Here is a 23,183-nt window from a genome sequence, read left to right on the forward strand (position 1 = left end):
CCGGCTGGGCCGGGGGGTCCTTGACGTGGGTCATCTCCGCCCCGGGGCAAATCGGGCATAGGCTGCCCCGGCACGCCGCGGAAAGGAGCCGAGATGCCCGAGACGGAGCCCGCCCCCGGGGATACCGACGGCGAGGGAACGGGCGCGGCGCCGGTCCGCCTGGTCTTCGACGGGCATGCGCTGGAGGCCGCGCCGGGAACCTCGCTGCTCCAGGCCTGGCTCGCCGCCGGGCTGCCGCTGACGGAGAATGCGGGCTGCCTCGGCCAGGGGGTGTGCGGCGCCTGCCGCGTGCTGGTGCGCCGCCCGGGCGAGCGGCTGGCCGGCACCGCGCTGGCCTGCGAGGTGCCGGTGGCGGAGGGGATGCAGGTGGCCTTCCTCGACCACTTCCCCGCCACCCGGCCGCACCCCTACGACCTGCGCGCGCTGACCGACAGTTGGACGGCGCTGGACCAGATCGACGCCGTCTTCCCCGAGGCGAAGCACTGCCGACACTGCGGCGGCTGCGACCGTGCCTGCCCCAAGGGGATCGAGGTGCAGCGCATGGTCAACCTCGCCGCCGCCGGGCAGGCCTTCGCCGCCGCCGAGCTGTTCGACCATTGTGTGCTTTGCAACCTCTGCGTCGCCGCCTGCCCGGAGCATATCGACCCCGCGCATCTGGGCCAGTTCGTGCGGCGGATGAGCGCCTCGCTGACGCTGCGGCCCTCCGACCTGATCCTGCGCCTGCGCGAGATCGGCGAGGGCCGGCAGCCGATCGACCCGGACGCACCCGGTGCCAACCCACCCGGCGCCAACCCGTCCGGCGCCAACCCGCCCGCGCAGGCCGGGGCCGCGCCGTGAGCCCCGCCGGCATCCCCCATGCCCGGGCGCTGGCCGCCTGGCGCGCCGCCGCCCCCGCGCCGGAGCATCCGCTGGACCTGCCCGTTCCCGAGCTGCTGCGGGGCTTCCACCCCGACCATACGCCCGGCGCGATGGAGACGCTGCGCGTGGGCGTCAGCGCCGGCGCCCCCTGCCCTGCCGCGCTGGCCGAACTCCTGCAATCCGACGCCCTGCTGGAGGACGAGGACATCGCCGGCGCGCCGATCCTCGACACCGACGTGCTGGTGCTCGGCGGCGGCGGCGCGGGCTGCGTCGCGGCGCTGACGGCGGCGCGGGCGGGGGCGCGGGTGCTGCTCGCGACCAAGCTGCGGATCGGCGACAGCAACACGGTGATGGCCGAGGGCGGCATCCAGGCCGCGGTCGGCCCCGAGGACAGCCTGCAACGCCATTTCGAGGACACGCTGCGCGCCGGCCACTTCGCCGCCGACAAGGTGCTGGTCGCGGCGCTGGTCGGCGACGGGCCGGAGGTGATCCGCTGGCTGATCCAGGAGGGGATGAGCTTCGACCTCGCTCCCGGGGGCGACCGCATCGGCGGCACGCTGCTGCGCAAGACCCCCGGCGGCGCCACCGCCGCGCGGCTGCTCTCCTACCGCGACTTCACCGGGCTGGAGCTGATGCGGGCGCTGCGCGAGGCGACGCTGCTGCAGCCCGGCATCACCCTGCTCGACCGCCACCCGGCGCTGGAGTTGCTGACGGACGACCGCGGCCGCTGCGCCGGGGCGGCGTTGCAGGACCTCGCGCACGGGCGGGTGGTGCTGGCCCGCGCGGGCGCGACGGTGCTGGCCACCGGCGGCGCCGGGCGGCTGCACCTGGCGGGCTTCCCCACCTCCAACCACTACGGCGCCACGGCGGACGGGCTGGTGCTGGCCTATCGCCTGGGCGCCGTGCTGCGCGAGGCGGAGAGCTTCCAGTTCCACCCCACCGGCATCGCCTGGCCGCGCTTCCTGGAAGGCCAGCTCGTCAGCGAGGCGGCGCGCTCCTCCGGCGCCTTCCTGGTCAACGGGCTGGGCCGGCGCTTCGTGGAGGAGCTGAAGCCGCGCGACGTCGTGGCCTCCGCCATCCTGCGCGAGATCGCCGAGGGGCGCGGGGTGGTGCGCGACGGGCAGGCGGGCGTCTTCCTCGACACCCCCTCGCTGGAGCAGGCGAAGCCCGGCATCCTGCACAAGGGGCTGGTGACGCTCTCCCACCTCGCCCACCGCGCCGGCTTCGACCCGGCGGCGGAGCCCTTCCTGATCCGCCCCACGCTGCACTACCAGAATGGCGGCGTGGCGATCGACCCGGCGGGGCGGACGGGCGTGCCCGGGCTGCTCGCGGCCGGCGAGGTCACGGGCGGGCTGCACGGGAAGAACCGCATGATGGGCAACGCCCTGCTGGAGCTGTGCGTCTTCGGCCGGCGCGCCGGGGCCGCGGCGGCGGCCGATTCCCGCGCCGAGCGGCCACGCAACGTCGGGCTGACGCACCTCGCCGACTGGCGCCGGGCGCTGATCGCGCAAGGGCTGCCGCTGGAGCGGAAGGCGCCGATGCTCTTCCCGCCCTACGGCAACTACGACGCCGCCACCGCGCGGAGGCGGGCGGCATGACGGCGGAGTCCCACGTCCCGCTCGACGGTCCCGTGCTGACCGCCCGCGCCGTCCGGGTGGGGCCCGACCTCGGCGCCTGGGAGGCCACCGGCGGCGGCAAGGGGCTGCGCCACGCCCTGGCCGACCGCGACGCCATCCTGCCCGTGCTGGAGGCGGCCGGGCTGCGCGGCCTGGGCGGCGCGGGCTTCCCCACCCACCGGAAATGGGCCGCCGTGGCGGCGCAGCCGGCACCCGCCGGCGGCAAGTGGGTGGTGGTGAACGGCAACGAGGACGAGCCCGGCACCTTCAAGGACCGCTTCCTGCTGTCCGAGACGCCGCACCAGGTGATCGAGGGGGCGCTGATCGGCGCGCTGGCGGTGGGTGCCGTCAACGTCGCGCTCTACGTGAACCCGCGCGAGGGCGCCTCGGTCCGCGTGCTGCACGCCGCCGTCGCCGCCTGGGACGGCACGCCGCTGCTCGCCGAACTCTCCGGCGCGCTGGGCGCCCCCATCTCGCTGCGCGTGGTGGAAGGCTCCGGCCTCTACGTGGGGGGCGAGGAGACGGCCGCCATCGCCAGCGTGATGGGCGGCTTCCCCTTCCCCTCGCTCAAGCCCCCCTTCCCGGCCGAGCAGGGGGTGGACGGCGCCCCCACCCTGCTGAACAACGTCGAGACCTTCGCCCATGCCGGGCACATCCTGCGCCACGGCGCGGAGTGGTACCGGGCGCTGGGGCGCAACGGCGCGCCGGGGACGAAGCTCTTCTCCCTGTCCGGCGACGTGATGCGCCCCGGCCTCTACGAGCTGCCGATGGGCACGCCGCTGCGCGAGCTGGTCTTCGACTGCGGCGGCGGCGTGCTGGCGGGGCGGCCGTTCAAGGCGGTCTTCACCGGCGGGCCGTCCAACACGCTGCTGACGGCGGCCGACCTCGACGTGCCGCTGGATTTCGACAGCGTGCGCGCCCAGGGCTCGCGGCTCGGCACGGGGGCGATGATCGTCGTCGGCGAGGGCACCAGCATCCTGCGCAAGACGGCCGAATACGTCGCCTTCTTCGCCGCGAATTCCTGCGGCCAGTGCCCGCCCTGCAAGGTCGGCACCCGCCAGGTCTCCCGCATCCTGGAGCGCATCGAGGGCGGCAGCGGAAGGCCCGGCGACCTGGAGGCGCTGGAGAACCTGACCCGGCTCCTCCCCGGCTCCGGCCGCTGCGGCCTGGTGGACGGGGCGGCGACCGTGCTGGCCAGCTCGCTGCGCACCTTCCGCGGCGAGTACGAGCGGGCCGTGGGTCGGGACGGGTAGGCGGGCCCCCGTCGCGTCCGTCAGAAGCTCGGCTGGATGACCCGCGTGCCCTCGGTGATCGGGTTGGGCGCGGCGGGAACCACCCAGCCGTCGCCGGCATCGAGGCGGCGGACCTCCTGGTTCAGCGCCCCCAGCGCAAGCTCCCCCATCGGCAGCGGGCCGGGCGAGGCCAGCCGCTCCAGCGTCCGCTGCCCGCCGAAGCGGAAGCTGCGCTCGTCCAGCGCCCCCGCTGCCGCCGCGCGGTCGCCGCGGCCCAGCGCCGCCGCGGCGCGGGCCAGCGCGGCCGCGGCCTCCGTCGCGCTCATGCCGGGCATCTGGCCGGTGACGTCGCGCATCTCCTCCCGGGCGGCGAGCACCCGGCTGCGCAGCCCCTCGGCCAGCGGGTCCCAGCGCGGATTGGCCTGGATGTCCGCCCCCAGCCATTCCAGCAGGGCGGCGGCCCGCGCGGTGGCGGCCGGGTTGCCCTCCAGCCCGCGGCCATTGTCGCGGTAGGTCTCCGCCAGTTCCGCGATGGCCTGGCGGGCCGGGTCGGGACCGGGGATCAGGCCGGGCGGGGGAGAGACGGGAGCGCGGGGGGTGCGGACCTGCTCACGCAACGGGGCGCAGGCGGGAAGCAGCGCGGGGGAGAGAAGCAGGGCGCGTCGGCGCATGGCGGTTCCGTCACTGGCGGCCGAGGGCCAAGGGGATGTCGTCGTCGCGGCCGAATTCCAGGTCCCGCCGCGCCCGTTGCAGGGCGGTGTTCGCCTGCGGCAGGCGCGGCAGCGCCGCGAGCCGGTCCAGCGTATCCGGCGCGAAGTCCGGCGGCGAGAGGGCGGAGCGCGCCGCGGCGGGGTCGCCCGCGCGCAACGCGCCGGCGGCGTTCACCAGCCCGTCCACCACGGGTTGGGTCGGGGCGGCGCGGCGGATGCCCAGGGCCCCGCGGACCTCGCTGCGCGCCGCCTGGAGCGCCGGGGCGGTGACGGAGGAGAAGTTCTGGAACATCAGCGCCCGCGGCACCTCGGCCGCCAGCCATTCCAGCCGCGCGACGGCGATGGCGGCCTCGGCCGGATCGCCGGCCAGCGCCGCAGGATGGGCGAAGGCCGTCGCGGCGCCCTGGATGATGTTGGTGGCCCCCGCCGCAGCCGGGCCCTCGGTCAGGGCGGCGGCGGCGAAGGTCTCGGGCTCCGGCGCCGCGCAGGCCAGGAGGGGCAGCAGCAGGGCAAGCTGGGTGGCGCGCATGGTCCGTCCTCGTCCCGGGCCGTGCGTCGGGCCGGCCGCCGTCGCAGATGGGGCGGCGGCGGCCGGCGGGAAGCGGTCAGGCGGCGCGGTTGAGGCGCGCCTGCACGTCCACGCCCAGCATCAGGCCGAGATTCTGCACCGCGGCCCCCGAGGCACCCTTGCCGAGGTTGTCCAGCCGGGCGACCAGCACGGCATGGCGGCGCGCCGCGTTGCCGAAGACGCGGAGTTCGAGGGCGTTGGTGTCGTTCAGCGCCTCCGCCTCGATCTTGCCGTTGGCCTCGGCGGGCAGCACGCGCACCCAGGCCGAACCGGCGTAGCGCGCCTCCAGCGCCTGGCGCAGCGTCTCCAGCGACGGATTGCCCGGCAGCGCGTCCAGGTGCAGCGGGATGGAGACGAGCATGCCCTGGCGGAAATGCCCCACGCTGGGCACGAAGATCGGGCGCCGGGTCAGGCCGGAATAGCGCAGGATCTCGGGGACATGCTTGTGCTCCAGCCCGAGGCCGTAGAGCTCGAAGTTCGGCGCCTGGCCCGCCTCGTGCTCCGCGATCATCGCCTTGCCGCCGCCGGAATAGCCGGAGACGGCGTTGATGGTGACGGGATGATCCGCCGGGACGATCCCGGCATCGACCAGCGGCCGCAGCAGCGCGATGGCGCCGGTCGGGTAGCAGCCGGGGTTGGACACGCGCGGGGCGGCGGCGATGGCCGCCGCCTGCTCCGGCGACAGCTCGGGGAAGCCGAAGACCCAGTCCGGGTCGGTCCGGTGCGCGGTGGAGGCGTCGAGCAGCTTCGGCGCGTCCGCCCCCAGCGAGGCGGCCATGGCCGCGCTCTCCTTCGCCGCGGCGTCGGGCAGGCAGAGCACCACGGCGTCCACCTGGGCCATCAGGGCGCGCTTCGCCTCGGGGTCCTTGCGTCGCTCCGGGGCCAGGGATCGCAGCGCGACGCCGGGGATGGCGGACAGGCGCTCGACGATCTGCAGCCCGGTGGTGCCGGACTCGCCGTCCACGAAGACGGACGGGATGGGACCCTTCGACATGCGACGTTGGCTCCTCGGCCCACTTCGGGCCGCTCGGGAAGATGGCGCGTCCCCCGCGCCAGGGAAACCAGGGTCTTCGCGGCCCTGGGATGCCGGAATGGAAAAGGGGCGGTCCCTCGCGGGACCGCCCCTTTCCGTAGCCATGGTCGGGCCCGGGCGCCGATCGGCGCCCGCAGGCCGATCAGCGCTTGCTGAACTGGAAGGAACGTCGGGCCTTGGCCTTGCCGTACTTCTTGCGCTCGACCACGCGCGGGTCGCGGGTCAGGAAGCCGGCCTTCTTCAGGATCGGGCGCAGCTCCGGCTCGTAGTAGGTGAGCGCGCGGCTGATGCCGTGGCGCACCGCGCCGGCCTGGCCGGACAGCCCGCCGCCGACCACCGTGCAGGTCACGTCGAACTGCTGGTAGCGGTCGGAGACCAGGAAGGGCTGGGCGATCAGCATGCGCAGCACGGGGCGGGCGAAGTACTTCGCCGCCGGCTTGCCGTTGATCTCAAAGCCGCCCTTGCCGGGCTTGAGCCACACGCGGGCGACCGCGTCCTTGCGGCGGCCGGTGGCGTAGGAGCGGCCCTGGGCGTCGCGCTTCGGCTCGCGCGGGGCGGCGGTGCCCTCGGCGGCCGCACCGGCCGGGGTGCCGGCGACGAGGGTCTTGAGATCGGCCAGGGAGCTCACGCTGGAGCTGGCGGTCCCAGAGGGGGAGGTGGTCTCGCTCACGGTCAGGCCGCCTTGTTCTTGCGGTTCAGCGCGCCGACGTCGAGGGAGGCGGGCGACTGGCCGGCATGCGGGTGCTCCGCGCCGGCATAGACATGCAGGTTGCGCATCTGCTGGCGGCCGAGCGGGCCGCGGGTGATCATGCGCTCCACGGCCTTCTCGATCACGCGCTCCGGGAAGCGGCTCTCCAGGCGCTCGCGCACGGTGCGGCCCTTGATGCCGCCGGCATAGCCGGTGTGCCAGTAGAAGACGGACTGCTCCGCCTTGGCCCCGGTCACGCGGACCTTGCGCGCGTTCACGATGACCACGTGGTCACCGCAATCGACATGCGGGGTGAAGGTGGGCTTGTGCTTGCCGCGGAGGCGGTTGGCGACCAGGGCGGCGAGGCGGCCGAGCACGAGGCCCTCCGCATCGATGAGCACCCAGTCCTTCTTGACCTCCGCCGGCTTGATCGAGCGGGTCTGCGTGGAGAGCATCGTTACCGGTTCTGTGTAGCAGGAAGCGCGGCTTATCGTCGGCGAGGGCCGGTGCGTCAAGGCTTTTCGGATGTGGTATCCATATACCACATCACCCGGCGGCCCGCTCCCCCAGGAACGGGAACTCCCCCGCCGCCGCCCACGGCCCGCCCCGGTAGCGCCAGAGCAGCAGCCCCTCGCCTCGCCCCGACCAGGGCGCGAAACCCTGCTCCAGCGCCGCCAGCAGCGTCCGCGCCGCCGCGGGCGCCACCTTGTTCTGCACCGTCACGTGCGGCCGCCAGCCCTGCCGGTCCTGCGGCCCCAGCCAGCCGTGCCAGGCCCCGGCCAGCAGCCCGCGCAGCTTCACCAGGGGCAGGCTGTCCACCGTGACGGCCACCCCGCGCCCCAGGCTGCGCAGCCCAGGGAAGTCCAGCGGCATGGGCGGCGTCGCGGCGGCCAGGGTGGCGAGGTTCGCCGCCACCTCCGCCTCCGCCGCACCGGGCAGGGCGTGGAACAGGGTCAGATGGGCGGAGAGGTGGTTCCGCTCCGCCGGAAAATGTGCCCGCCGCAGCGCATCCAGCCGGGCGAAGCTGGCCGGGTCGAGCCGCAGCGAGACGATCAGCGGCGCCTCGCCCGTTGGAGGTTCGCCCAGTAGAAGCTCGCCCAATGGGGCCTCGCCTGACGGCGGCCGCTCAGGTCCAGCCGCCATCCACCACGAACTCCTGCCCGCAGATCATCTTCGACGCGGCGGAGGCGAGGAACAGCGCCATCTCCGCGATGTCCTGCGGCATCACGCGGCCGGCCAGCATCTGCCCCGCCTCGATCTGCCGCTCCGCCTCCGGCGTGACCCAGAGGGCGAGCTGGCGCTCCGTCATCACCCAACCGGGCACCAGCGTGTTCGCGCGGATGTTGTGCTTGCCGTAGTCCCGGCCGAGCGAGCGGGTCAGCCCCTGCACCGACGCCTTGGCCATGGTGTAGCCGGCCATCCCCCCCTGCCCCAGCTTCCAGGAGCAGGAGCCGAAGTTCACCACCGCCCCGCCGCCGGCGCGGATCATCTGGGGGATCACCGCCTGCGCCGCGAAGAGCATCGGCCGCATGTTCACCGCGATGCGGTCGTCGAAATAGTCCGGCGTGACGTCCTCCAGCCGGTGGCGCTCGTCATGGGCGGCGTTGTTCAGCAGCACGGTGATGTCGCCATGCGCCTCCCGCGCCGCCTCCACCGAGCGGCGCAGCGCGGCGATGTCGCGGATGTCGCAGGGCAGGAAGAGCGGCGCGTGCGCGACATCCGGCGTCAGGCGCGCCACCAGCGCGCGGCTCGGCGCCTCGGCGATGTCCACGAAGGCCACCCTCGCGCCCTGCCGCGCGAAGGATTCGGTCAGCGCGGCGCCGATGCCGCTGCCGCCGCCGGTGAGGTAGACGCTGCGGTCCCTCAGGTCGGGATAGATCGCCGCTGGCTGCATGGGCGTTGCTTCCTCCGGGGGCGGCGGTTGCGGGGCCGCCCTGCCCCGCCGGCGTACCACCGCCTGCCGCCGCGGCGAAGCCGGCCCGGCTTGCCCGACGCGGTGGGCCGGTGCCAGAGTGCCGGGGCTTGAGCCGAGACCGCCAGACCCAGGGGCGCCCCGCCGCCGCGGCGGGAGTGCCCGGCCCGTGAAGGGGCGAAGGCCCTTTCCGCCCGGCCTGCCGCCCATCCTCCTCGGCCTGCTGCTGGCGGGCTGCGCCGCGGACGGCAGCCGGCCATCCTCCTCCCGCGCCGAGGCCGCGGCCCAGCGCGCGCGTCAGGCCCAGCCGGCGGCCCGGCGGCAGGCCCCGCCCCGCGACAACCAGCCGCTGCCCCTGCCGCCTGCGCCGCCACCGGATGCCGGGGATGCCGGGCCGGCCACCGCGGAGCCCCCGCCGGCCCCCGCCCGGCCGGCCCCGCCGCCGGCAGCCGTGGGCCCGCCACCCGACCCGCCGGCGGCCGGGGCCACCCCCGCGCCGGAGCCGGTCCGGCCCGCCTATGCCCGGCTGCGGAGCGACGGGGCGGTGGGCTGCCGGCACGCCGCCACGCTGCGGACCCTGGCCGCGCTTCCCCCGGCCCAGGGCAGCCCGCCGGGAGGCAGCGACCCCGGCCGTGCCGCCCGGCTGCGTGAGCTGGACTGCCGCTCCCTGCCCGCCATCCTCGACTGGGAGCTGGTCCGGCGGGAGGGCGACGCCGTCCTGCTCCGCCTGCCGGGGGCCGATGGCGGCGGCCTGGCGCTGTTCTTCCGGGCCGGGGACGTGGTCCTCCCCGGCTCCTGATCAGGTGCCGCCGTTCACGCTCAGCACCTGGCCGCTGATCCAGGCGGCCATGGGGCTGGCCAGGAAGAACACGGCATTGGCGATGTCCTCCGCCGTGCCGAGGCGGCGCAGGGCAATCCCGTCCAGCAGGCGCTGCTGCCCCTCGGGGCCATAGGACTCGAACTGCGCGACCGAGGCGGGGTTGGTCGGCGCGAAGCCCGGTGCCACCGAGTTCACGGTGATGCCCTGCGGCCCCAGCTCGTGGCAGAGCTGCCGGGTCAGCCCGACCAGCCCGTGCTTGGCGGAGCAATAGGCCTGGATCCCGGTCAGCGAGCGCTGCAGCCCGGCGCCGCTGCTGATGGTGACGATGCGCCCCGTCCCCGCCCGCTTCATCCCCGGCGCGGCGGCCGCGCAGAGGTTGAAGGCCGCGTGCAGGTTGATGTCGAACAGCGCGTGCCAGTCCGCCTCCGGCACCTCCTCCACCGGGCGCATCACCTGGCCGCGCACCCCGCCGGCATTGCAGACCAGCACGCCGACCGGGGCGCCGGCCGCCGCCTCCACCCGGGCGATCCAGCCGCGCGCGGCGCCGGGGGCGGTCAGGTCGAAGGCGTCGGTGGAGATGCCGGTGCCGGCGGCGGTCTCCGCCAGTTCCTCGGCCGAGAGGTCGCAGCCGAAGACCCGTGCCCCGGCCGAATCGAAGCCGCGCGCGATCACCCGGCCGAAGCCGTGGCCCGCACCCGTCACCGCCACCACCGTCCCGTCGAAATCCAGCTTCATCCACCTGTCCCCCGCCACGGGCACAGGGGAAGCGCTCCATGCCGCGCGCGGCATGCCTGCCCTTCCCCCTCCCCGGCTTGTCGCTGCCCGGCGCGCGGCCGAAGCTGCGGCGCGGTACGGGAAAGAAGGCTGGGGCCGGGCTGGTGAGGTCGTCAATGCGCGCCCCTGGGCCTACCCCTGGGGGGCCTACCTCTGGGGGGCCTACCCCTGGAGGGCCTACCCCTGGGCTCGCCGCGGACGCGCCGATCCCCCCCGGGCCGATCCCCCCCGGCGGGCCGGGCCCGGCCGGCGGCGGCCCCGGGGCCGACCCGCGGCGGGACAACCTGCGCGGGGCGCTGTTCATGCTCGGCGCCGCGCTGATGTTCTCGGTCGAGGCGCTGTTCCTGCGCTGGATGGCGGCGCGCGGGATCCCCATCGGGACGCAGCTGCTGGCCCGCTGCCTCGGCCAGCTCGCCTGGGTGGCACCCTCGATCATGGCGGCGGGGCTGCTGGTGATGCGCACGCGCCGTCTGGGGCTGCACCTGCTGCGCGGGGTGTGCAGCCTGGCCACCTGGGGCCTCTACTTCCTCTCCTTCGCCTTCCTCGACCTGGCCAGCGCCACCGTCCTCTCCTTCACCAACGTCATGTTCACCTCAATGCTCGCCGGCCCCGTGCTGGGCGAGCGGGTGGGGCCGGCGCGCTGGGCCGCGACTCTCGCGGGGCTGGCCGGGGTGGCGCTGATGCTGCGGCCCTGGTCGGCCGGGGCGGCCATCCCCCTGCCGGGCGTGGCGGCGGCGCTGGCGGCGGCGCTGTGCTGGTGCGGCATCACCCTGACCTCCCGCGTCCTCACCCGCACCGAGCGGACGCTGACCGTGGTGGGCTGGGTCGGGGTGGTGACGACGCTGAGCGTGCTGCCGATCGCCGTGGCCGGCTGGCAGCCGCTGGCCTGGGGCGACATCGCCATCCTGGCGGTGTTCGGGCTGGTGACGCCGGGCATCCTGTGGCTGACCACCGAGGCGCTGCGCCATGGCGAGGCCAGCGCGGTGGGGCCGCTGCAGTACATGCGCCTGCCCGTGGTGGCGCTGGCGGGGTGGTGGCTGTTCGCGGAGGTGCCGGACGGCGCCGCCTGGCTGGGGGCGGCGGTGATCGTCGGCAGCGCCCTGACCATCACCGCCGTGGAGGCGCGGCGGCGGTGAGGCCGTCCGTCCGGGCCGCGCTGCTGATGATCGCCGCGGCGATCCTCTTCACGCTGGAGACGGCGGCGGTGAAGGCGATGGCGGGGGTACCGATCGCGACGGTGGTGCTGGCCCGCGCCCTCGGCCAGTTCGTGCCGCTGGCGCCGGTCGTCTGGCGCGATGGCCTGGCGCGCGAGGGCACCGGGCTGCTGCGCACGCGCGAGCTGCCGCTGCAGCTTCTGCGCGGCACGCTCTCGATCTGCTCCTGGGGGCTCTACTACAACGCCTTCTCGGCGCTGCCGCTGGCGACCGCGACGGTGCTGTCCTTCACCGCCGTGCTGTTCACCACCGCCCTGGCCGGCCCGGTCCTGGGCGAGGCGGTGGGCCGCGCCCGCTGGGGGGCGACGCTGGTGGGCTTCCTCGGCGTGCTGGTCATCCTGCGCCCCGGCGCGTTGCCGGTGGAATGGGCGGCGCTGGGGGCCCTGGTCTCCGCCCTGCTCGGCGCGGCCGTCACCCTGGCGACCCGGGCGCTGGCCCAGGGCGAGCGGATCGACACGATCATGCTCTATGTCGGGCTGATCACCCTCGCCGGCGCGCTGCCCGCCGCCTGGCCGGGGCTGGAATGGCCCGGATGGCGCAATGCCGGCCTGCTGGCCGTGGTGGGGCTGCTGGGGGCGACGGGCATGCGCTGGACGATCCACGCGCTGCGCCTGGCCGATGCCTCGCTGATCGCGCCGCTGGGCTACGTGCGGCTCGTCTTCGCCGCGCTGGCCGGGGCGCTGCTGTTCGGCGAGAGGCTGGATGCCTGGCTGGCGCTGGGCGCGGCGCTGATCCTGGGCAGCGCGCTCTACGTCGTGCGGACCGCGCGGCGGCGCTGAGGCACCCGGGCCCGCGGCTTGACCACCCTGCCGGCGGCTGCTCTGCTCGACGCCGGCTCGGCCGGAGCCCCCGTGTCCGCGGAAAGGGCTGCGCCCACGTCCCCCGGAGAGTGGCGCCTGTCCTGCCCACCCTTTCCTGCCTGAGCGGCGGACACAGGCACATGGAAGGGGCTTCTCCTGTCCGACCATCCCGATCGCGCGTCCGCATCCGGACGGGCGGCCTCGCCGTTCCGGCTGAACCTCGAGCAGCAGCGCAAGCGCGCCAAGGAGCTGCTCGCGGCCCTCCGCCGCGGCGAGGCGGAGGCGCTGCGCCGCTTCCGCCTGCATCACCCGCGCGGCGCCGCCCCGCAAGCGGAGCTGGCGCGGCTGGGCGAGGCGCAGCTCGTCATCGCACGCGAACTGGGCCTGCCGAGCTGGCCGCGGCTGAAGGCGCACGTCCAGGCCATGGACCGGAGCTGGTCCGGCATCCGCGGCGGCGCGCCGGCCCCGGACCGGGAGATGGCCACGCTGCACATCCGCTGCGGCTCCGACATCGGGCCGGGGCTGCGGGAGGCCGGCTTCGGCGGCGACTTCCTGGAATACTCCGACCCCGTCTGCCAGGGCCCCGTGACGGAGGGCCCGGACTGGCTGGAACGGCGCGCGGCCTTCCTCCACCACGCCTATGGCGCGGGCTCGGGCATGGACCGGGGCGCGATCGACGCGAAGCTGCGGGACGGGGAGGCCGGCCTGGCCGCTGCGGCGGATCGCTACGCCCGCGTGGTGCTCTGGTTCGAGCACGACACCTACGACCAGCTCATCCTGGCCCGTTGCCTGGCGGCCTTCGCGACCCGGCCACCACGCCGGCTCGAGCTGATCTCGCCCGCCCGCTACCCCGGCGGGACACGCTTCATCGGCCTGGGACAGTTGCCGCCCGAGGCGCTGCGCCTGCTCTGGGAGGAGCGCGCGCCGGTGCCGGAGGCGGCGCTGCTCGCCGGCCAGCAGGCCTGGGCGGCGCTGCGTGCGCCCGACCCGCGCGCCCTGGCGGCCCTGGCCCGGGCGGGCACGTCGGGCGTGCCGCAGCTCGGCCGCGCGCTGCGCCGGCACCTGCAGGAGCTGCCCTGGACGCGGGACGGGCTGGGGCTGAGCCAGCGCCTCACGCTGCAGATCGTCGCGGAGGCGCCGCGTACCGCCGCGCAGGTCTTCCACCAGCTCATGACGGAGCGCGAGCCCCTGCCCTGGATGACCGACCTGATCTTCCACGACGTGGTGGAGAGCCTGCGCCAGGCGGACGCGGCCGCGCTCGAGGGCAGCTTCGACGGGGAGGAGCGGCGCTGGCCGCTTGAGCGGCTCTCGCTCACGCCGCTGGGCCGTGCCGTGCTGGCCGGGGAGGCGGACTGGCTGTCGCACCGCCCGCAGCCGCGCTGGGTCGGCGGCGTGCGGGTCCCGGAGACCCCGCCCTGCTGGCGCTGGAACGAGGCGACGGCGGAGGTCAGGCACGGCTAGCCGGCCCGGCGTGGCAGGACGCTTGCACGTACCGCCCCGGCCGCCTCGTCGCGGCCTCGCCGGAGGCCGAAACGCCGGCTGCCGAAACGCCAGACAGGGAACGCATGATGAGCCACCCCCGCCCCCATCCCCGGTGCCCGCGCGCATGACCCGCCGCGCCGCCCTGCACCGCGTGCCGATGGCCCATCCCGGCGACGTCTCCGCCGTGGCGTCCCTGTTGGACGCCGGCACCGTGGACCCGGCCGCGGTCGTCGCCATCCTCGGCAAGACCGAGGGCAATGGCTGCGTCAACGACTTCACCCGCGCCTATGCGGTGGCCGAGCTGGGCACGATGCTCGCCGCCCGGCTGGACACGTCGCGGGACGCCGTGCTGGAGCGCGTCGCGATGGTGATGTCCGGCGGCACGGAGGGCGGGCTGTCGCCGCACTTCCTGGTGCTGTCGGTGGCCGAGGCCGAGGCACCGGCCGAGCCCGCGGGGGCGCTCGCCATCGGCACCGCCTTCACGCCGCCCTTCCGCCCGGAGGAGATCGGCCGCATGGCCCAGGTGGAGCGCACGGCGGAGGCCGTCCGCGCCGCCATGCGCGACGCCGCGCTGGACGATCCCGCGCAGGTGCATTTCGTGCAGATCAAGTGCCCGCTGCTGATCTCCGAGCGCATCGCCGAGGCGGCGTCGCGCGGGCAGTCGGTCGCCACCCACGACACCTATGCCTCGATGGGGCTGTCGCGCGGCGCCTCGGCGCTCGGCGTCGCCCTGGCCCTGGGCGAGGTGGAGGCGGCGGCGCTGTCCGATGCGGCGATCGGCGGGGACCTCTCGCTCTGGTCCGGACGCGCCAGCGCCTCGGCCGGGGTGGAGCTGGTCCGCAACGAGGTGATCGTCTTCGGCAACAGCCCCGCCTGGGCCGGCGACCTCCACATCGCGCATGACGTGATGCGGGACGGCATCGACCTGCCCGCCGTGCAGCGCGCCCTGGCGGCGGTGGGGCTGGGGGGCGGCGGGCAGCTCGGGGCGGCGGAGTCGGAGCGGCTGGTCGCCCTGCTGGTGAAGGCGGAGCCCTCCGCCAGCGGCGCCATCCGGGGCCGGCGGCACATCATGAACGACGACAGCGACATCAACGCGACGCGCCATGCCCGCGCCCTGGTCGGCGGCGTGGTCGCGGCGGCGGTGGGGCGGACGGACCTCTTCGTCTCGGGCGGCGCCGAGCACCAGGGGCCGGATGGCGGCGGGCCGGTCGCGGCGATCGCGCGCCGCGGCTGAGCCGCACGGCGCGCTGGCGCCGCGGCGCGCCCTGCCGCAACCTCCGCCGCAACGGCCCCGCCGGGCAGCGGGCCACGAGGCAGGGAGTGGACGCGCCATGGTCACACGCCGCACGGGCATCGCCGGGGCCCTGGCCGCGGCCGCGCTCGGCTTCGCCGGGCCGGCCAGGGCGCAGGCGCCCGGCTGGCCGCAGGTCCTGGTCCTCGCCACCGCCTCGCCCGGCGGTACCTACCACGCCTATGGCCGGGGGCTGGCGAAGGTGCTGGGCCGCGCGCTCGGCCTGCCGATCTCGCTACGGGAGACCAGCGGCCCGGCGGAGAACATCCGCCTGCTGGAGGCGGGCGAGGCCCACATCGCCTTCGTCACCCTCGGCGCGGCGCTGCGCGCCTGGAGCGGCGGGGAGGAGACGGGCGGCCAGCCGATGCGCGCGATGCACGCCGCCTTCGCCATGTACGACACGCCCTTCCACTTCCTGGCCCGGCGGGATTCGGCGATCGATTCGCTGTCCGCCCTGGACGGCAAGCGCCTGGGCGTGGGGCCGGAGGGCGGCACCGGGGCGACCTACACGCCGCCGATGCTGGCGGCGCTGGGGCTGCGGGCGCAACCGGTGCATGGCAGCTGGGAGGCGCTGGCAGAGGCGCTGCGGGCCGGGCAGATCGACGCGCTGGCGGTGGCGGCCGGCACCCCCTTCCCCGCCGTGGCCGACCTCGAGGCAAAGCGCGCGATCCGCTACCTGCCGCTCTCCCGCGCGCAGATCCGCACGATCCGGCTGGCCCTGCCGGAACTCGGCGCCTCGACCATCCCGCCGGGCACCTATCCCTCGCTGATGGAGGGCTACGAGACGGTCGGACTGTACAACCTGGCCGTCGTGCACCGGTCCCTGCCCGTCGACCTGGTCTACGACATCGTCCGCGCGGTCTTCGACGCCCATGCGGAGATGATGGAGGCGCACCCGGCCGCCGCAGCCACCGTGCCCGCGAACTTCACGCACAACACGCTGCTGCCCTTCCACCCGGGCGCGCTGCGCTACTACGGCAACCGTGCCGTGCCGGGCACCGTGATCGGCGACTGATACGGACGGCATGATGCCTTGATCCGTGCCGGCGTAGGGTTCGCCCGTGGCCTGGGGGCAAGGCGCTGCCTCGCCCCCGTACCCCCAACTCCGCCAGGACCCGCTGATCCCCTTTTGGGGGCCCTGGACCCGAGGAGTGCTGCCGCGCGGCTGTCCGTGACGGGGTCGTGAGGTCCGATCCAGCCGCGTGAACGAATTGTCAGCGCCGGCCCATCGGGGGGTGAGGCGCCCGGGCGCAAGTTCTCCTCACGCGGACGAACCCCGCCAGGGACGCCGCGCCACGGAACGCTTGATCGGAAAGTTGGCCTCATGAAGTCGCTGCGCCTGCTCCTCACCCTGGCGGCCCTGACCGTTCCTGCCGCCCTCGCGACCGCCCCGGACGCGCATGCGCGCACCACCCGGCACGGCACCGAGGCCTCCACCACGCGGCACGCCTCCTCGGCCCAGCGCACCCATCGCCAGCACGCCAGCAAGGCCCGCAGCCGCCGCCCGGCCGCCGCGACGCCGCAGCAGGACGGCTGATCCCGAGATCGGCGGCGGCCTAATCCCGGCAGGTCGTCGCTCGACCGGCCGTTTCCTCGGAAACGGCCGTCTGGGCCGGTCGGACTCCGTCCGGCCGGCCCTTTCTTTTTGCCGGCGCCGTGACAGGCTGCGGACGCCGCCATCCGCGGGCCCTCAGGACAGCGGCCGCGCCGCGCGGCGACACCGTGCCCTCAGCCCCGCCCCCGGCCGTCCGGATCAATCGTCTTCGTAGGGATTGCTGGTGCCGCGCAGGTGCAGGCGGATGGGCACGCCCGGCATGTCGAAGGCTTCGCGGAAGCCGTTGACCAGGAAGCGGCGATAGTCCTCGGGCAGCAGCTCCGCCCGCGTGCCGAAGATCGTCAGGGTCGGCGGCCGCGCCTTCGGCATCGTGACGTAGCGCAGCTTCAGGCGCTTGCCCTCCACCAGCGGAGGCTGGTGACGCTCCAGCATCGTGTCGAACCAGCGGTTCAGCGCGCCGGTGGGCACGCGGCGGTTCCAGCGCTCGTAGGTCTCGCGCACCGCCGGCATCAGCTTCTCCACGCCGCGCCCGGTGGCGGCCGAGATCGGCACCACCGTCACCCCCTTGGACTGGGCGAGCGAGGCGGTCAGCACGTCCTCCAGCGCGCGGCGGGTGCCGTTGCGGTCCTCGACGGCGTCCCACTTGTTCAGCGCGATCACGACCGCGCGCCCCTCGCGCTCGGCCAGCCGGGCGATGCGCAGATCCTGCTCGTCCATGCCCAGCAGCGCGTCGAGGACGAGGATGGCGACCTCGCACTCCTTCAGCGCGGCGATGGTGGCGGCCACCGACATCTGCTCCAGCCCCTCATGGACGCGGGCGCGCTTGCGCATCCCCGCCGTGTCCACCAGCCGGACCTTGCCACCACCCCCGGGGCCACCCGCCCGGTCCACCCACTCCACCGCGACCGAGTCGCGGGTCAGGCCGGGCTCCGGCCCGGTGATCATCCGCTCCTCGCCCAGCAGGGCGTTCAGCAAGGTGGACTTGCCGGCGTTGGGGCGGCCGACGATGGCCAGGCGCAGCGGGCGGTTGGCGCGCCGCGTCTCCTCGTCCTCCTCCTCCTCCGGCTCGTCCTCCGGCTCGGGCGGCAGCTTGGCGGCGATCTCCGCATGCAGCTCGCCCCAGCCGTCGCCATGCTCGGCGGAGACGGGGATCGGCGAGCCCAGCCCGAGCTCGTAGGCCTCAAGCGCGTTGGCGGCGCCGGTCCGGCCCTCCGCCTTGTTGGCGAGCAGCACCACCGGCTTGCTCTGCCGCCGCAGCCAGGTCGCGAAGGCGCGGTCGGAGGGGGTCAGCCCCGCGCGCGCATCCACCACGAACAGGATCAGGTCCGCCTCGCGCAGCGCCGTCTCGGAGGAGGCGCGCATGCGGCCGGGGATGGTGTCGGGCGGGGATTCCTCCAGCCCGGCGGTGTCCACCACCGTCACCTCCCGCCCGGCGATGCGGGCCTCGCCCTCCTTGCGGTCGCGGGTCACGCCGGGGGTGTCGTCGACGATGGCGGTCCGGCGGCCGACGAGGCGGTTGAACAGGCTCGACTTGCCGACATTGGGCCGGCCGAGGATCGCGATGCGCGGCTTCATGGCGGGATGGGGTCCTCTCAGGGCGACGGGGGGCAGGCGGCCCCCGCCGCGAACGGGCGCTGCGACGCAACGCCATATCTGCAACGCCGCTGCCGCCTTGCGGAAGCCCGACCGGCCCCCCGCGCGACGGTTCCGCGGCAGAACATGCCCCGCGGTCGGCCCGCGGCGCGACGCCACCGTGCCGTGGCGGACGACGCGCCCGCGCGCCTCAGGCGCGCAGGGCGGCCAGGTTGCCGTCGTCGGCCAGCACCAGCAGGGCGCCGCCGGCGATGGCGGCGGGCAGGCTCACCGGCCCCGGCAGCGGCAGGCGGGCGACCACGGCGCCATCGGCCGGATCGACGACCAGCGCCTCCGAGCCTGTGCCCGGCACGATGATGCGGCCGCCGGTCAGCACCGGGGCGGCGAAGCTGGCCGGCTCGCGCCGGCGGCTGCCGGGCGGCGGCGGGGCGTTCAGCGCCGTCACCCAGCGCACCTGGCCGCTGTCGCGGCTGATCGCCACCAGCTCCTGGTCGTAGGAGACGAGGAAGATCCAGTCCCCGGCCACGGCGGGGGTGACGGTGCCGCCGACCTCCCGCTCCCACAGCCGGCGGCCGGAGCGCAGGTCGACCGCCATGGTGGTGCCGCCGCGTCCGACCGTGATCACCCGCCCGTCGGAGATGACCGGGGCGGCGGTGACGCCAAGCAGGTCGGCGATGCCGCCGCGCCGCTCGCTGGGCAGGGCGGAGAGCGCCTCGGTCCACAGCACGCGGCCGTCGCTGGGGCGCAGGCAGACGAGGTCGCCCGAGGGGAAGCCGGCGACGACCATCTCCCCCTCCACCGCCGGGGAGGGCAGGCCGAGCGGGACGGCGGTGACGGGCTGCGCGCGATAGGTCCAGAGCCGCCGGCCATCCTCGGTGGAGAGGGCGATCAGGTGGTTCTCCAGCGTGACGACGAAGATGCGGCCGTTCGCCACGGTGGGGGCGCCCCGGGTGGGCGCGGGGGTGCGGACCCGCCAGCGGACGGTGCCGTCCGCCGGGTTCACCGCCAGCACCTCGGCCAGGCCGGTGGCCAGGTAGAGCGTATCGCCCTCCAGCGCGGCACCGGCGCCCACCGCGCCGACGTCGTCGTCCTTCGGGCTGGTGTCCAGGCGCCAGCGCCGCCCGCCACGGGCCAGGTCGAAGGCCGAGACCTCGCCGAAGGCATCCGCCGCATAGACGGTGTCGGCGGAGGCCACGGGGCCGGCGGTCATCCGCTGGCGATAGGCGCTGCCGGCGCCCACCGAGCTCCTCCAGGCCTGGCGCAGCGATTCGGCCGGCAGGTCGGCCATCCCGGGGGAATGGTCCAGGCTGCCGCCGGACTGCGGCCAGGAGGCGATGGGGGCCGGGGCGGGCAGGCTGACCGGGCGGCTGGCCACGGCGGGGTCCGGGCTCACGCTCCGGGCGCCGTCGATCACGGAACGGCGCTCGCCCGGCAGGGGCGGCGGCTTGTCGGAGAGCAGGTCCTCCAGGGTCTCGCACCCGGCGAGCAGCCCCATGGCACCGAGCAACGCCATCCGCCGACCGGCCACCAGGGGGTGGCGGGAGAGGTCACGCCTGATCGTCATCAAACCTTATCCATCAAGCCCGGCGGCAAGGCGCGCGGCGCGGTCGCGCACGCCCTGCGGCGCGGTCACGTCCGCCGCCAGCGCCTGCAGGCTGCGCTTCGCCGCCTCGCGCTCGCCACGGCGCACGGCGACCAGGGCCTGAAGCTCGCGGGCGGAGGCGCGCCACGGGTTGCCCTCGGCCGCCAGGGGCGCGAGGCGGGAGGCCAGCAGGCCGGGATCCTGGCTGTCGAGCCCGTGCAGCGACCACATCAGGGAGGCGAGGTCGCGATAGAGCGGATCGGCCGCGCCATCGCTCGCCACGGCGTCCCACAGGGCCAGGGCGGCCACGCCGTCCCCCGTCTCCGCCCGCAGCGCGGCGGCGCGCAGGCGCGCCAGCACGCGGTAGCCATGTGGTGCCGTGTCGGCCAGGGCGGCGAAGCGGTCGCCAGCGGCCTTCAGGTCGGCGTTCTCGGCCTCCGTGGCGCGGCTGACCTCCAGGAAGATGGCCGCGGCCTGGTTGGCCTGCCGGGCCTGCCACCACTGCCAGCCCTGCCAGCCACCGACCCCGAGCAGCGCCGCCAGGGCCACCACGCCGAACAGCCCGCCCCATCGCGTCGCCAGACGCCGGGCGCGCTCGGCACGCAGCTCTTCCTGGACCTCGTCGAAGATGTCGGGCACCTGCGGAGCCACCCCCTGTAAAGGTCGCGGACCATAGCGGCCCCTCCCCCCGGCGTTAAGCCCGAACGCGCGGATGCCGCCACAAGTCCCTGTGCCGGCCCTGTTCGGGGTGCGGTTCCAGGATGCGCCGCGGCGGGGCCGGCCGCGACGGCGCCTCCCTTCCGGGGCCCGTCCCACGGTCCCGCCAGATTTATTGACCATCGAGCAATTAATCGCCAGAATCCGGGCCGCGCCGCCGGAACGAGCGGCCACGGGAACCGCACCACGGCGTCAGTTCAGGGCCCAGCCCAGGGAAGGATCTCCTCGTGCGACGTCGCAACCTGCTGGCAGCCGGGGCCGCCGCGGCGCTGACCGCGCAGCCCCGCCTCCTCGGTCGCCCCGCCGTGGCGGCGCCGGCCTCCGTGCTGCGCTACGTCCCCTCGGCCAACCTGACGCTGCTCGATCCGGTCTGGTCCACCGCCTATATCAGCCTGTGCCACGGCTACGCCGTCTTCGATGCGCTCTACGCCACGGATGCCGCGGGCAACGTCCGGCCGCAGATGGCGGAGGGGCACGAGGTCTCGCCCGACGGGCTGACCTGGACGATCCGCCTGCGCGACGGGCTGCGCTTCCATGACGGCGAGCCGGTGCGGGCGGCGGATTGCGTGGCGAGCCTGGCGCGCTGGTGCGCGCGGCAGGCCACGGGACAGGTGGTCGGGAGCTTCGTCGCGGCCTGGGAGGCGGCGGACGACCGCACGCTCCGCGCGCGGCTGCACCAGCCCTTCCCGAACCTCGCCTATCTGATGGCGCATTCGGTCTTCCCGGCCTTCGTCATGCCGGAGCGGCTGGCGCAGACCGATCCCGGCCGGCAGGTGACGGAGATGGTGGGCTCCGGCCCCTTCCGCTTCGTCGCCGGCGAGTATGTGAGCGGGGCACTGGCCGTCTACGAGAGGTTCGCGGGCTACGTCCCGCGCGGCGAGGCGGCCGACTGGACCTCGGGCGGCAAGGTCGCGAAGGTCGACCGCATCGAATGGCGCGTCCTGCCCGACGGCGCCACCGCCGCCGCGGCGCTGCAACAGGGCGAGGTGGACTGGCTGGAGCGCCCGGTGGCGGACCTGGTCCCCGTCCTGGCCCAGCGCCGCGACATCACGCTGAAGCCGATCGACCCCACCGGCTGGGCGGCCGTGCTGCGCTCCAACCAGCTCAACCCGCCCTTCGACAACCCGCGGCTGCGCCGGGCGGTGCTAAAGGCGGTGAACCAGGAGGACTTCATGCGGGTCGCCGCCGGCGACGACCCGCAGGCCTGGCGCCTCTGCCGCTCCGCCTTCCCCTGCGGCACGCGCTTCGGCGATGAGATCGGGGCGCCCTTCATGCCGGCCGATCCGGCGGCGGCGAAGGCGGTGAACTTCCTGGTCCGCGGACTGGGCCAGAAGGGCTATTTCGGCTGGTACGAGAACGCCGAGGTCGAGGCGCTGACCCAGCGTTGGCTGGAGGCGGGCGAGGAGGCGGAGCAGCGCCGCCTGTCCGACGCCATCCAGAGGATCACCTTCGAAACGGTGCCCAACGTCCCGCTGGGCCAGTACGTGCAGCGCAGCGCCTGGCGGACGTCCGTCCAGGGCGTGCTGCAAGGCCCGGCCACCCTGTCCTGGAACGTCAGCAAGGCCTGAACCGACCCCGCCGCCCCCAGTCCCATACGGACGGCAGGACGACCTGACCGGTCGCGTTCCGGCGTCGGACCGGGAGGGGACGCGTCCCCTCCCAGACCCTCCCCTGCCGGGGCCACAAGCGGGCCCCGGACCCCGCTGGGAGTCTGACGCTTCATGGCTGCCGTCAGCCTGCGGGCTGGTCCCGGGGAGAGCGCGGACAGGCGGGACTCTGAAAAAGCTTCAGAAGTCGTCAGCGAGTGCGGATACCGTACCCGCCGAGGAGCCAAGCTCCTCGGCGCTGTGACCCCGTCGCAGGCTGTCCCGCGGCAGCGCCAAATGGGTCCAGGGCCCGCAGGGTCCTGGCGGAGTGGGGGTACGGGGGCGAGGCAGCGCCTTGCCCCCGGGCCACGGGCGCATCCCGCGCCGGCACGGATCAGCGCATCACGCCGTGCGTATCAGGCTGCCATCTCCGGCAGGTCGCCGGGCGCCAGCAGGCGGACGAGGCGGCCACCGCCGGGCTGGAGGCCCTGCCACGGGGCGGCGACGGCGAATTCCGTGAGTGTCCCGGTCGGGTAGCCTTCCGCCAGCCGGCGGGCGTCGCGGCCGCCGGCGGCCAGGGCGGTGGGTCCCGCCAGGGCGGTGGCCAGGTCGTGCAGGCCGGGATTGTGCCCCACCAGCAGCACGCTGCGGGCGGTCTGCGGCACGCGTTGCAGCGTGCCCAGCAGGTTGCGCCAGGGGGCGAGGTAGAGCTCGTCCATCGGCTCGACCAGCGGCGTGCCCTCCAGCGGCACCAGCGCCTCCAGGGTCTGCAAGGTCCGGCGGGCGGAGGAGACCAGGACCACCTCCGGCGCCAGGCCCAGCCCGTGGAAGGCACCGGCCATCGCCACGGCGGCACGGCGACCGCGCGCGTTGAGCGGCCTGGCATGGTCGGACAGGGCAGGGTCGTCCCAGCTCGACTTGGCATGGCGCAGCAGCAGCAACTGTCGCATGTCCCCCAGCATGGCATGGCGGCGCCCGCCTGTCGCCCGCCGCGCCGCCCGCCGGGCGAGGGGGTGGGTGGCGGTTGACGCAGGCGTGCGGCTGCCGTGTCTAGCCGGCGGATCGGGGGCGCCCCATCTGCGCGGCCCCCGTGGGGGCGGGCCGGGCAGCCGGCGCGAGGGGACAGGGAGGCGCGCTTGACGGCAGCGACGG

The 23,183-nt window shown here is 75.3% G+C and carries 23 protein-coding genes; 11 read left to right on the forward strand and 12 right to left on the reverse strand.

All coding sequences use genetic code 11. From position 1 onward, the window contains the following. Nucleotides 1–93: 93 nt before the first annotated feature. Genes LPC08_RS13470 through LPC08_RS13480 form a run of 3 tightly spaced genes read left to right on the forward strand, consistent with a single transcriptional unit; the run spans nucleotide 94 to nucleotide 3,727 of the window. Nucleotides 94–837, forward strand: a complete 744-nt coding sequence (locus LPC08_RS13470) for a 2Fe-2S iron-sulfur cluster-binding protein (RefSeq protein ID WP_230448755.1) — start codon at nucleotides 94–96, stop codon at nucleotides 835–837. Beyond that, nucleotides 834–2,456 carry an FAD-binding protein gene (locus LPC08_RS13475; protein WP_230448756.1) on the forward strand — a complete coding sequence of 541 codons (1,623 nt, stop codon included), beginning with the start codon at nucleotides 834–836 and terminating at the stop codon, nucleotides 2,454–2,456. The genes LPC08_RS13470 and LPC08_RS13475 overlap by 4 nt, the downstream gene beginning before the upstream one ends. After that, the gene (locus tag LPC08_RS13480) at nucleotides 2,453–3,727 is read left to right on the forward strand and encodes a complex I 51 kDa subunit family protein (protein WP_230448757.1); all 1,275 of its coding nucleotides are present in this window, start codon (nucleotides 2,453–2,455) and stop codon (nucleotides 3,725–3,727) included. The genes LPC08_RS13475 and LPC08_RS13480 overlap by 4 nt, the downstream gene beginning before the upstream one ends. A 20-nt stretch (nucleotides 3,728–3,747) precedes the next feature. Here the strand turns inward: LPC08_RS13480 and LPC08_RS13485 are convergent, their stop codons facing one another. From LPC08_RS13485 to LPC08_RS13515, 7 genes are all read right to left on the reverse strand, one after another. Beyond that, entirely contained in the window at nucleotides 3,748–4,377 is a 630-nt protein-coding gene (locus tag LPC08_RS13485; RefSeq protein WP_230448758.1) for a hypothetical protein, read from the reverse strand. 10 nt (nucleotides 4,378–4,387) lie between these two features. Next, a complete protein-coding gene (locus LPC08_RS13490; protein ID WP_230448759.1) occupies nucleotides 4,388–4,945 on the reverse strand; it encodes a hypothetical protein in 558 nt (185 codons plus the stop codon). Nucleotides 4,946–5,021: 76 nt separating this feature from the next. After that, the gene (gene argC / locus LPC08_RS13495) at nucleotides 5,022–5,978 is read right to left on the reverse strand and encodes an N-acetyl-gamma-glutamyl-phosphate reductase (RefSeq protein ID WP_230448760.1); all 957 of its coding nucleotides are present in this window, start codon (nucleotides 5,976–5,978) and stop codon (nucleotides 5,022–5,024) included. 181 nt (nucleotides 5,979–6,159) lie between these two features. Beyond that, the gene (rpsI, locus tag LPC08_RS13500) at nucleotides 6,160–6,687 is read right to left on the reverse strand and encodes a 30S ribosomal protein S9 (RefSeq protein ID WP_230448761.1); all 528 of its coding nucleotides are present in this window, start codon (nucleotides 6,685–6,687) and stop codon (nucleotides 6,160–6,162) included. A 2-nt stretch (nucleotides 6,688–6,689) separates the two neighbouring features. Beyond that, nucleotides 6,690–7,160 (reverse strand): 50S ribosomal protein L13, encoded by a 471-nt coding sequence (rplM, locus tag LPC08_RS13505; RefSeq protein ID WP_230448762.1) that lies wholly within the window; start codon nucleotides 7,158–7,160, stop codon nucleotides 6,690–6,692. Between the two features lie 91 nt (nucleotides 7,161–7,251). Then, nucleotides 7,252–7,806 carry a 2'-5' RNA ligase family protein gene (locus LPC08_RS13510; RefSeq protein WP_230448763.1) on the reverse strand — a complete coding sequence of 185 codons (555 nt, stop codon included), beginning with the start codon at nucleotides 7,804–7,806 and terminating at the stop codon, nucleotides 7,252–7,254. Between the two features lie 25 nt (nucleotides 7,807–7,831). Next, complete coding sequence (locus LPC08_RS13515) at nucleotides 7,832–8,599, reverse strand: SDR family NAD(P)-dependent oxidoreductase (protein WP_230448764.1); 768 nt, start codon at nucleotides 8,597–8,599, stop codon at nucleotides 7,832–7,834. Between the two features lie 187 nt (nucleotides 8,600–8,786). Between LPC08_RS13515 and LPC08_RS13520 the strand changes: the two genes are divergently transcribed. Continuing rightward, the gene (locus LPC08_RS13520) at nucleotides 8,787–9,416 is read left to right on the forward strand and encodes a hypothetical protein (RefSeq protein ID WP_230448765.1); all 630 of its coding nucleotides are present in this window, start codon (nucleotides 8,787–8,789) and stop codon (nucleotides 9,414–9,416) included. On the opposite strand, the gene LPC08_RS13525 is transcribed toward LPC08_RS13520, so the two are convergent. Next, entirely contained in the window at nucleotides 9,417–10,172 is a 756-nt protein-coding gene (locus tag LPC08_RS13525; RefSeq protein WP_230448766.1) for an SDR family NAD(P)-dependent oxidoreductase, read from the reverse strand. A gap of 323 nt (nucleotides 10,173–10,495) precedes the next feature. Here LPC08_RS13525 and LPC08_RS13530 point away from each other — a divergent pair, with 323 nt between their 5' ends. The 6 genes from LPC08_RS13530 to LPC08_RS13555 all read left to right on the forward strand — a co-directional run bounded on the left by LPC08_RS13530 (nucleotide 10,496) and on the right by LPC08_RS13555 (nucleotide 16,535). Next, on the forward strand, nucleotides 10,496–11,347 hold the full coding sequence (locus tag LPC08_RS13530; protein ID WP_255702350.1) for a DMT family transporter: 852 nt from the start codon (nucleotides 10,496–10,498) through the stop codon (nucleotides 11,345–11,347). Beyond that, complete coding sequence (locus tag LPC08_RS13535; protein WP_230448768.1) at nucleotides 11,344–12,204, forward strand: DMT family transporter; 861 nt, start codon at nucleotides 11,344–11,346, stop codon at nucleotides 12,202–12,204. The genes LPC08_RS13530 and LPC08_RS13535 overlap by 4 nt, the downstream gene beginning before the upstream one ends. A 444-nt stretch (nucleotides 12,205–12,648) precedes the next feature. Then, nucleotides 12,649–13,686: a DUF1835 domain-containing protein gene (locus tag LPC08_RS13540; RefSeq protein ID WP_230448769.1), complete on the forward strand. Its 1,038-nt coding sequence runs from the start codon at nucleotides 12,649–12,651 to the stop codon at nucleotides 13,684–13,686. Between the two features lie 145 nt (nucleotides 13,687–13,831). Then, a complete protein-coding gene (gene atzD, locus LPC08_RS13545) occupies nucleotides 13,832–14,941 on the forward strand; it encodes a cyanuric acid amidohydrolase (RefSeq protein WP_230448770.1) in 1,110 nt (369 codons plus the stop codon). A gap of 97 nt (nucleotides 14,942–15,038) precedes the next feature. Further along, nucleotides 15,039–16,013: a TAXI family TRAP transporter solute-binding subunit gene (locus LPC08_RS13550; protein ID WP_230448771.1), complete on the forward strand. Its 975-nt coding sequence runs from the start codon at nucleotides 15,039–15,041 to the stop codon at nucleotides 16,011–16,013. A 309-nt stretch (nucleotides 16,014–16,322) separates the two neighbouring features. Beyond that, nucleotides 16,323–16,535 carry a hypothetical protein gene (locus LPC08_RS13555; protein WP_230448772.1) on the forward strand — a complete coding sequence of 71 codons (213 nt, stop codon included), beginning with the start codon at nucleotides 16,323–16,325 and terminating at the stop codon, nucleotides 16,533–16,535. Between the two features lie 216 nt (nucleotides 16,536–16,751). Here LPC08_RS13555 and der read toward each other — a convergent pair whose 3' ends face one another. The 3 genes from der to LPC08_RS13570 form a co-directional block, all read right to left on the reverse strand. Further along, entirely contained in the window at nucleotides 16,752–18,128 is a 1,377-nt protein-coding gene (gene der, locus LPC08_RS13560) for a ribosome biogenesis GTPase Der (RefSeq protein ID WP_230448773.1), read from the reverse strand. 208 nt (nucleotides 18,129–18,336) lie between these two features. After that, nucleotides 18,337–19,710, reverse strand: a complete 1,374-nt coding sequence (locus LPC08_RS13565; RefSeq protein WP_230448774.1) for an outer membrane protein assembly factor BamB family protein — start codon at nucleotides 19,708–19,710, stop codon at nucleotides 18,337–18,339. Between the two features lie 6 nt (nucleotides 19,711–19,716). Further along, nucleotides 19,717–20,367, reverse strand: coding sequence for a tetratricopeptide repeat protein (locus LPC08_RS13570; RefSeq protein ID WP_230448775.1), 651 nt, complete (start codon nucleotides 20,365–20,367; stop codon nucleotides 19,717–19,719). Between the two features lie 305 nt (nucleotides 20,368–20,672). Between LPC08_RS13570 and LPC08_RS13575 the strand changes: the two genes are divergently transcribed. Further along, entirely contained in the window at nucleotides 20,673–22,013 is a 1,341-nt protein-coding gene (locus LPC08_RS13575) for an ABC transporter substrate-binding protein (RefSeq protein WP_230448776.1), read from the forward strand. A gap of 434 nt (nucleotides 22,014–22,447) precedes the next feature. On the opposite strand, the gene LPC08_RS13580 is transcribed toward LPC08_RS13575, so the two are convergent. Further along, entirely contained in the window at nucleotides 22,448–22,981 is a 534-nt protein-coding gene (locus tag LPC08_RS13580; protein WP_230448777.1) for a SixA phosphatase family protein, read from the reverse strand. Nucleotides 22,982–23,183: the final 202 nt, after the last annotated feature.

Origin of the sequence: Roseomonas sp. OT10, assembly GCF_020991085.1 — a bacterium.
In the GTDB taxonomy this organism is placed as follows: domain Bacteria; phylum Pseudomonadota; class Alphaproteobacteria; order Acetobacterales; family Acetobacteraceae; genus Roseomonas; species Roseomonas cutis.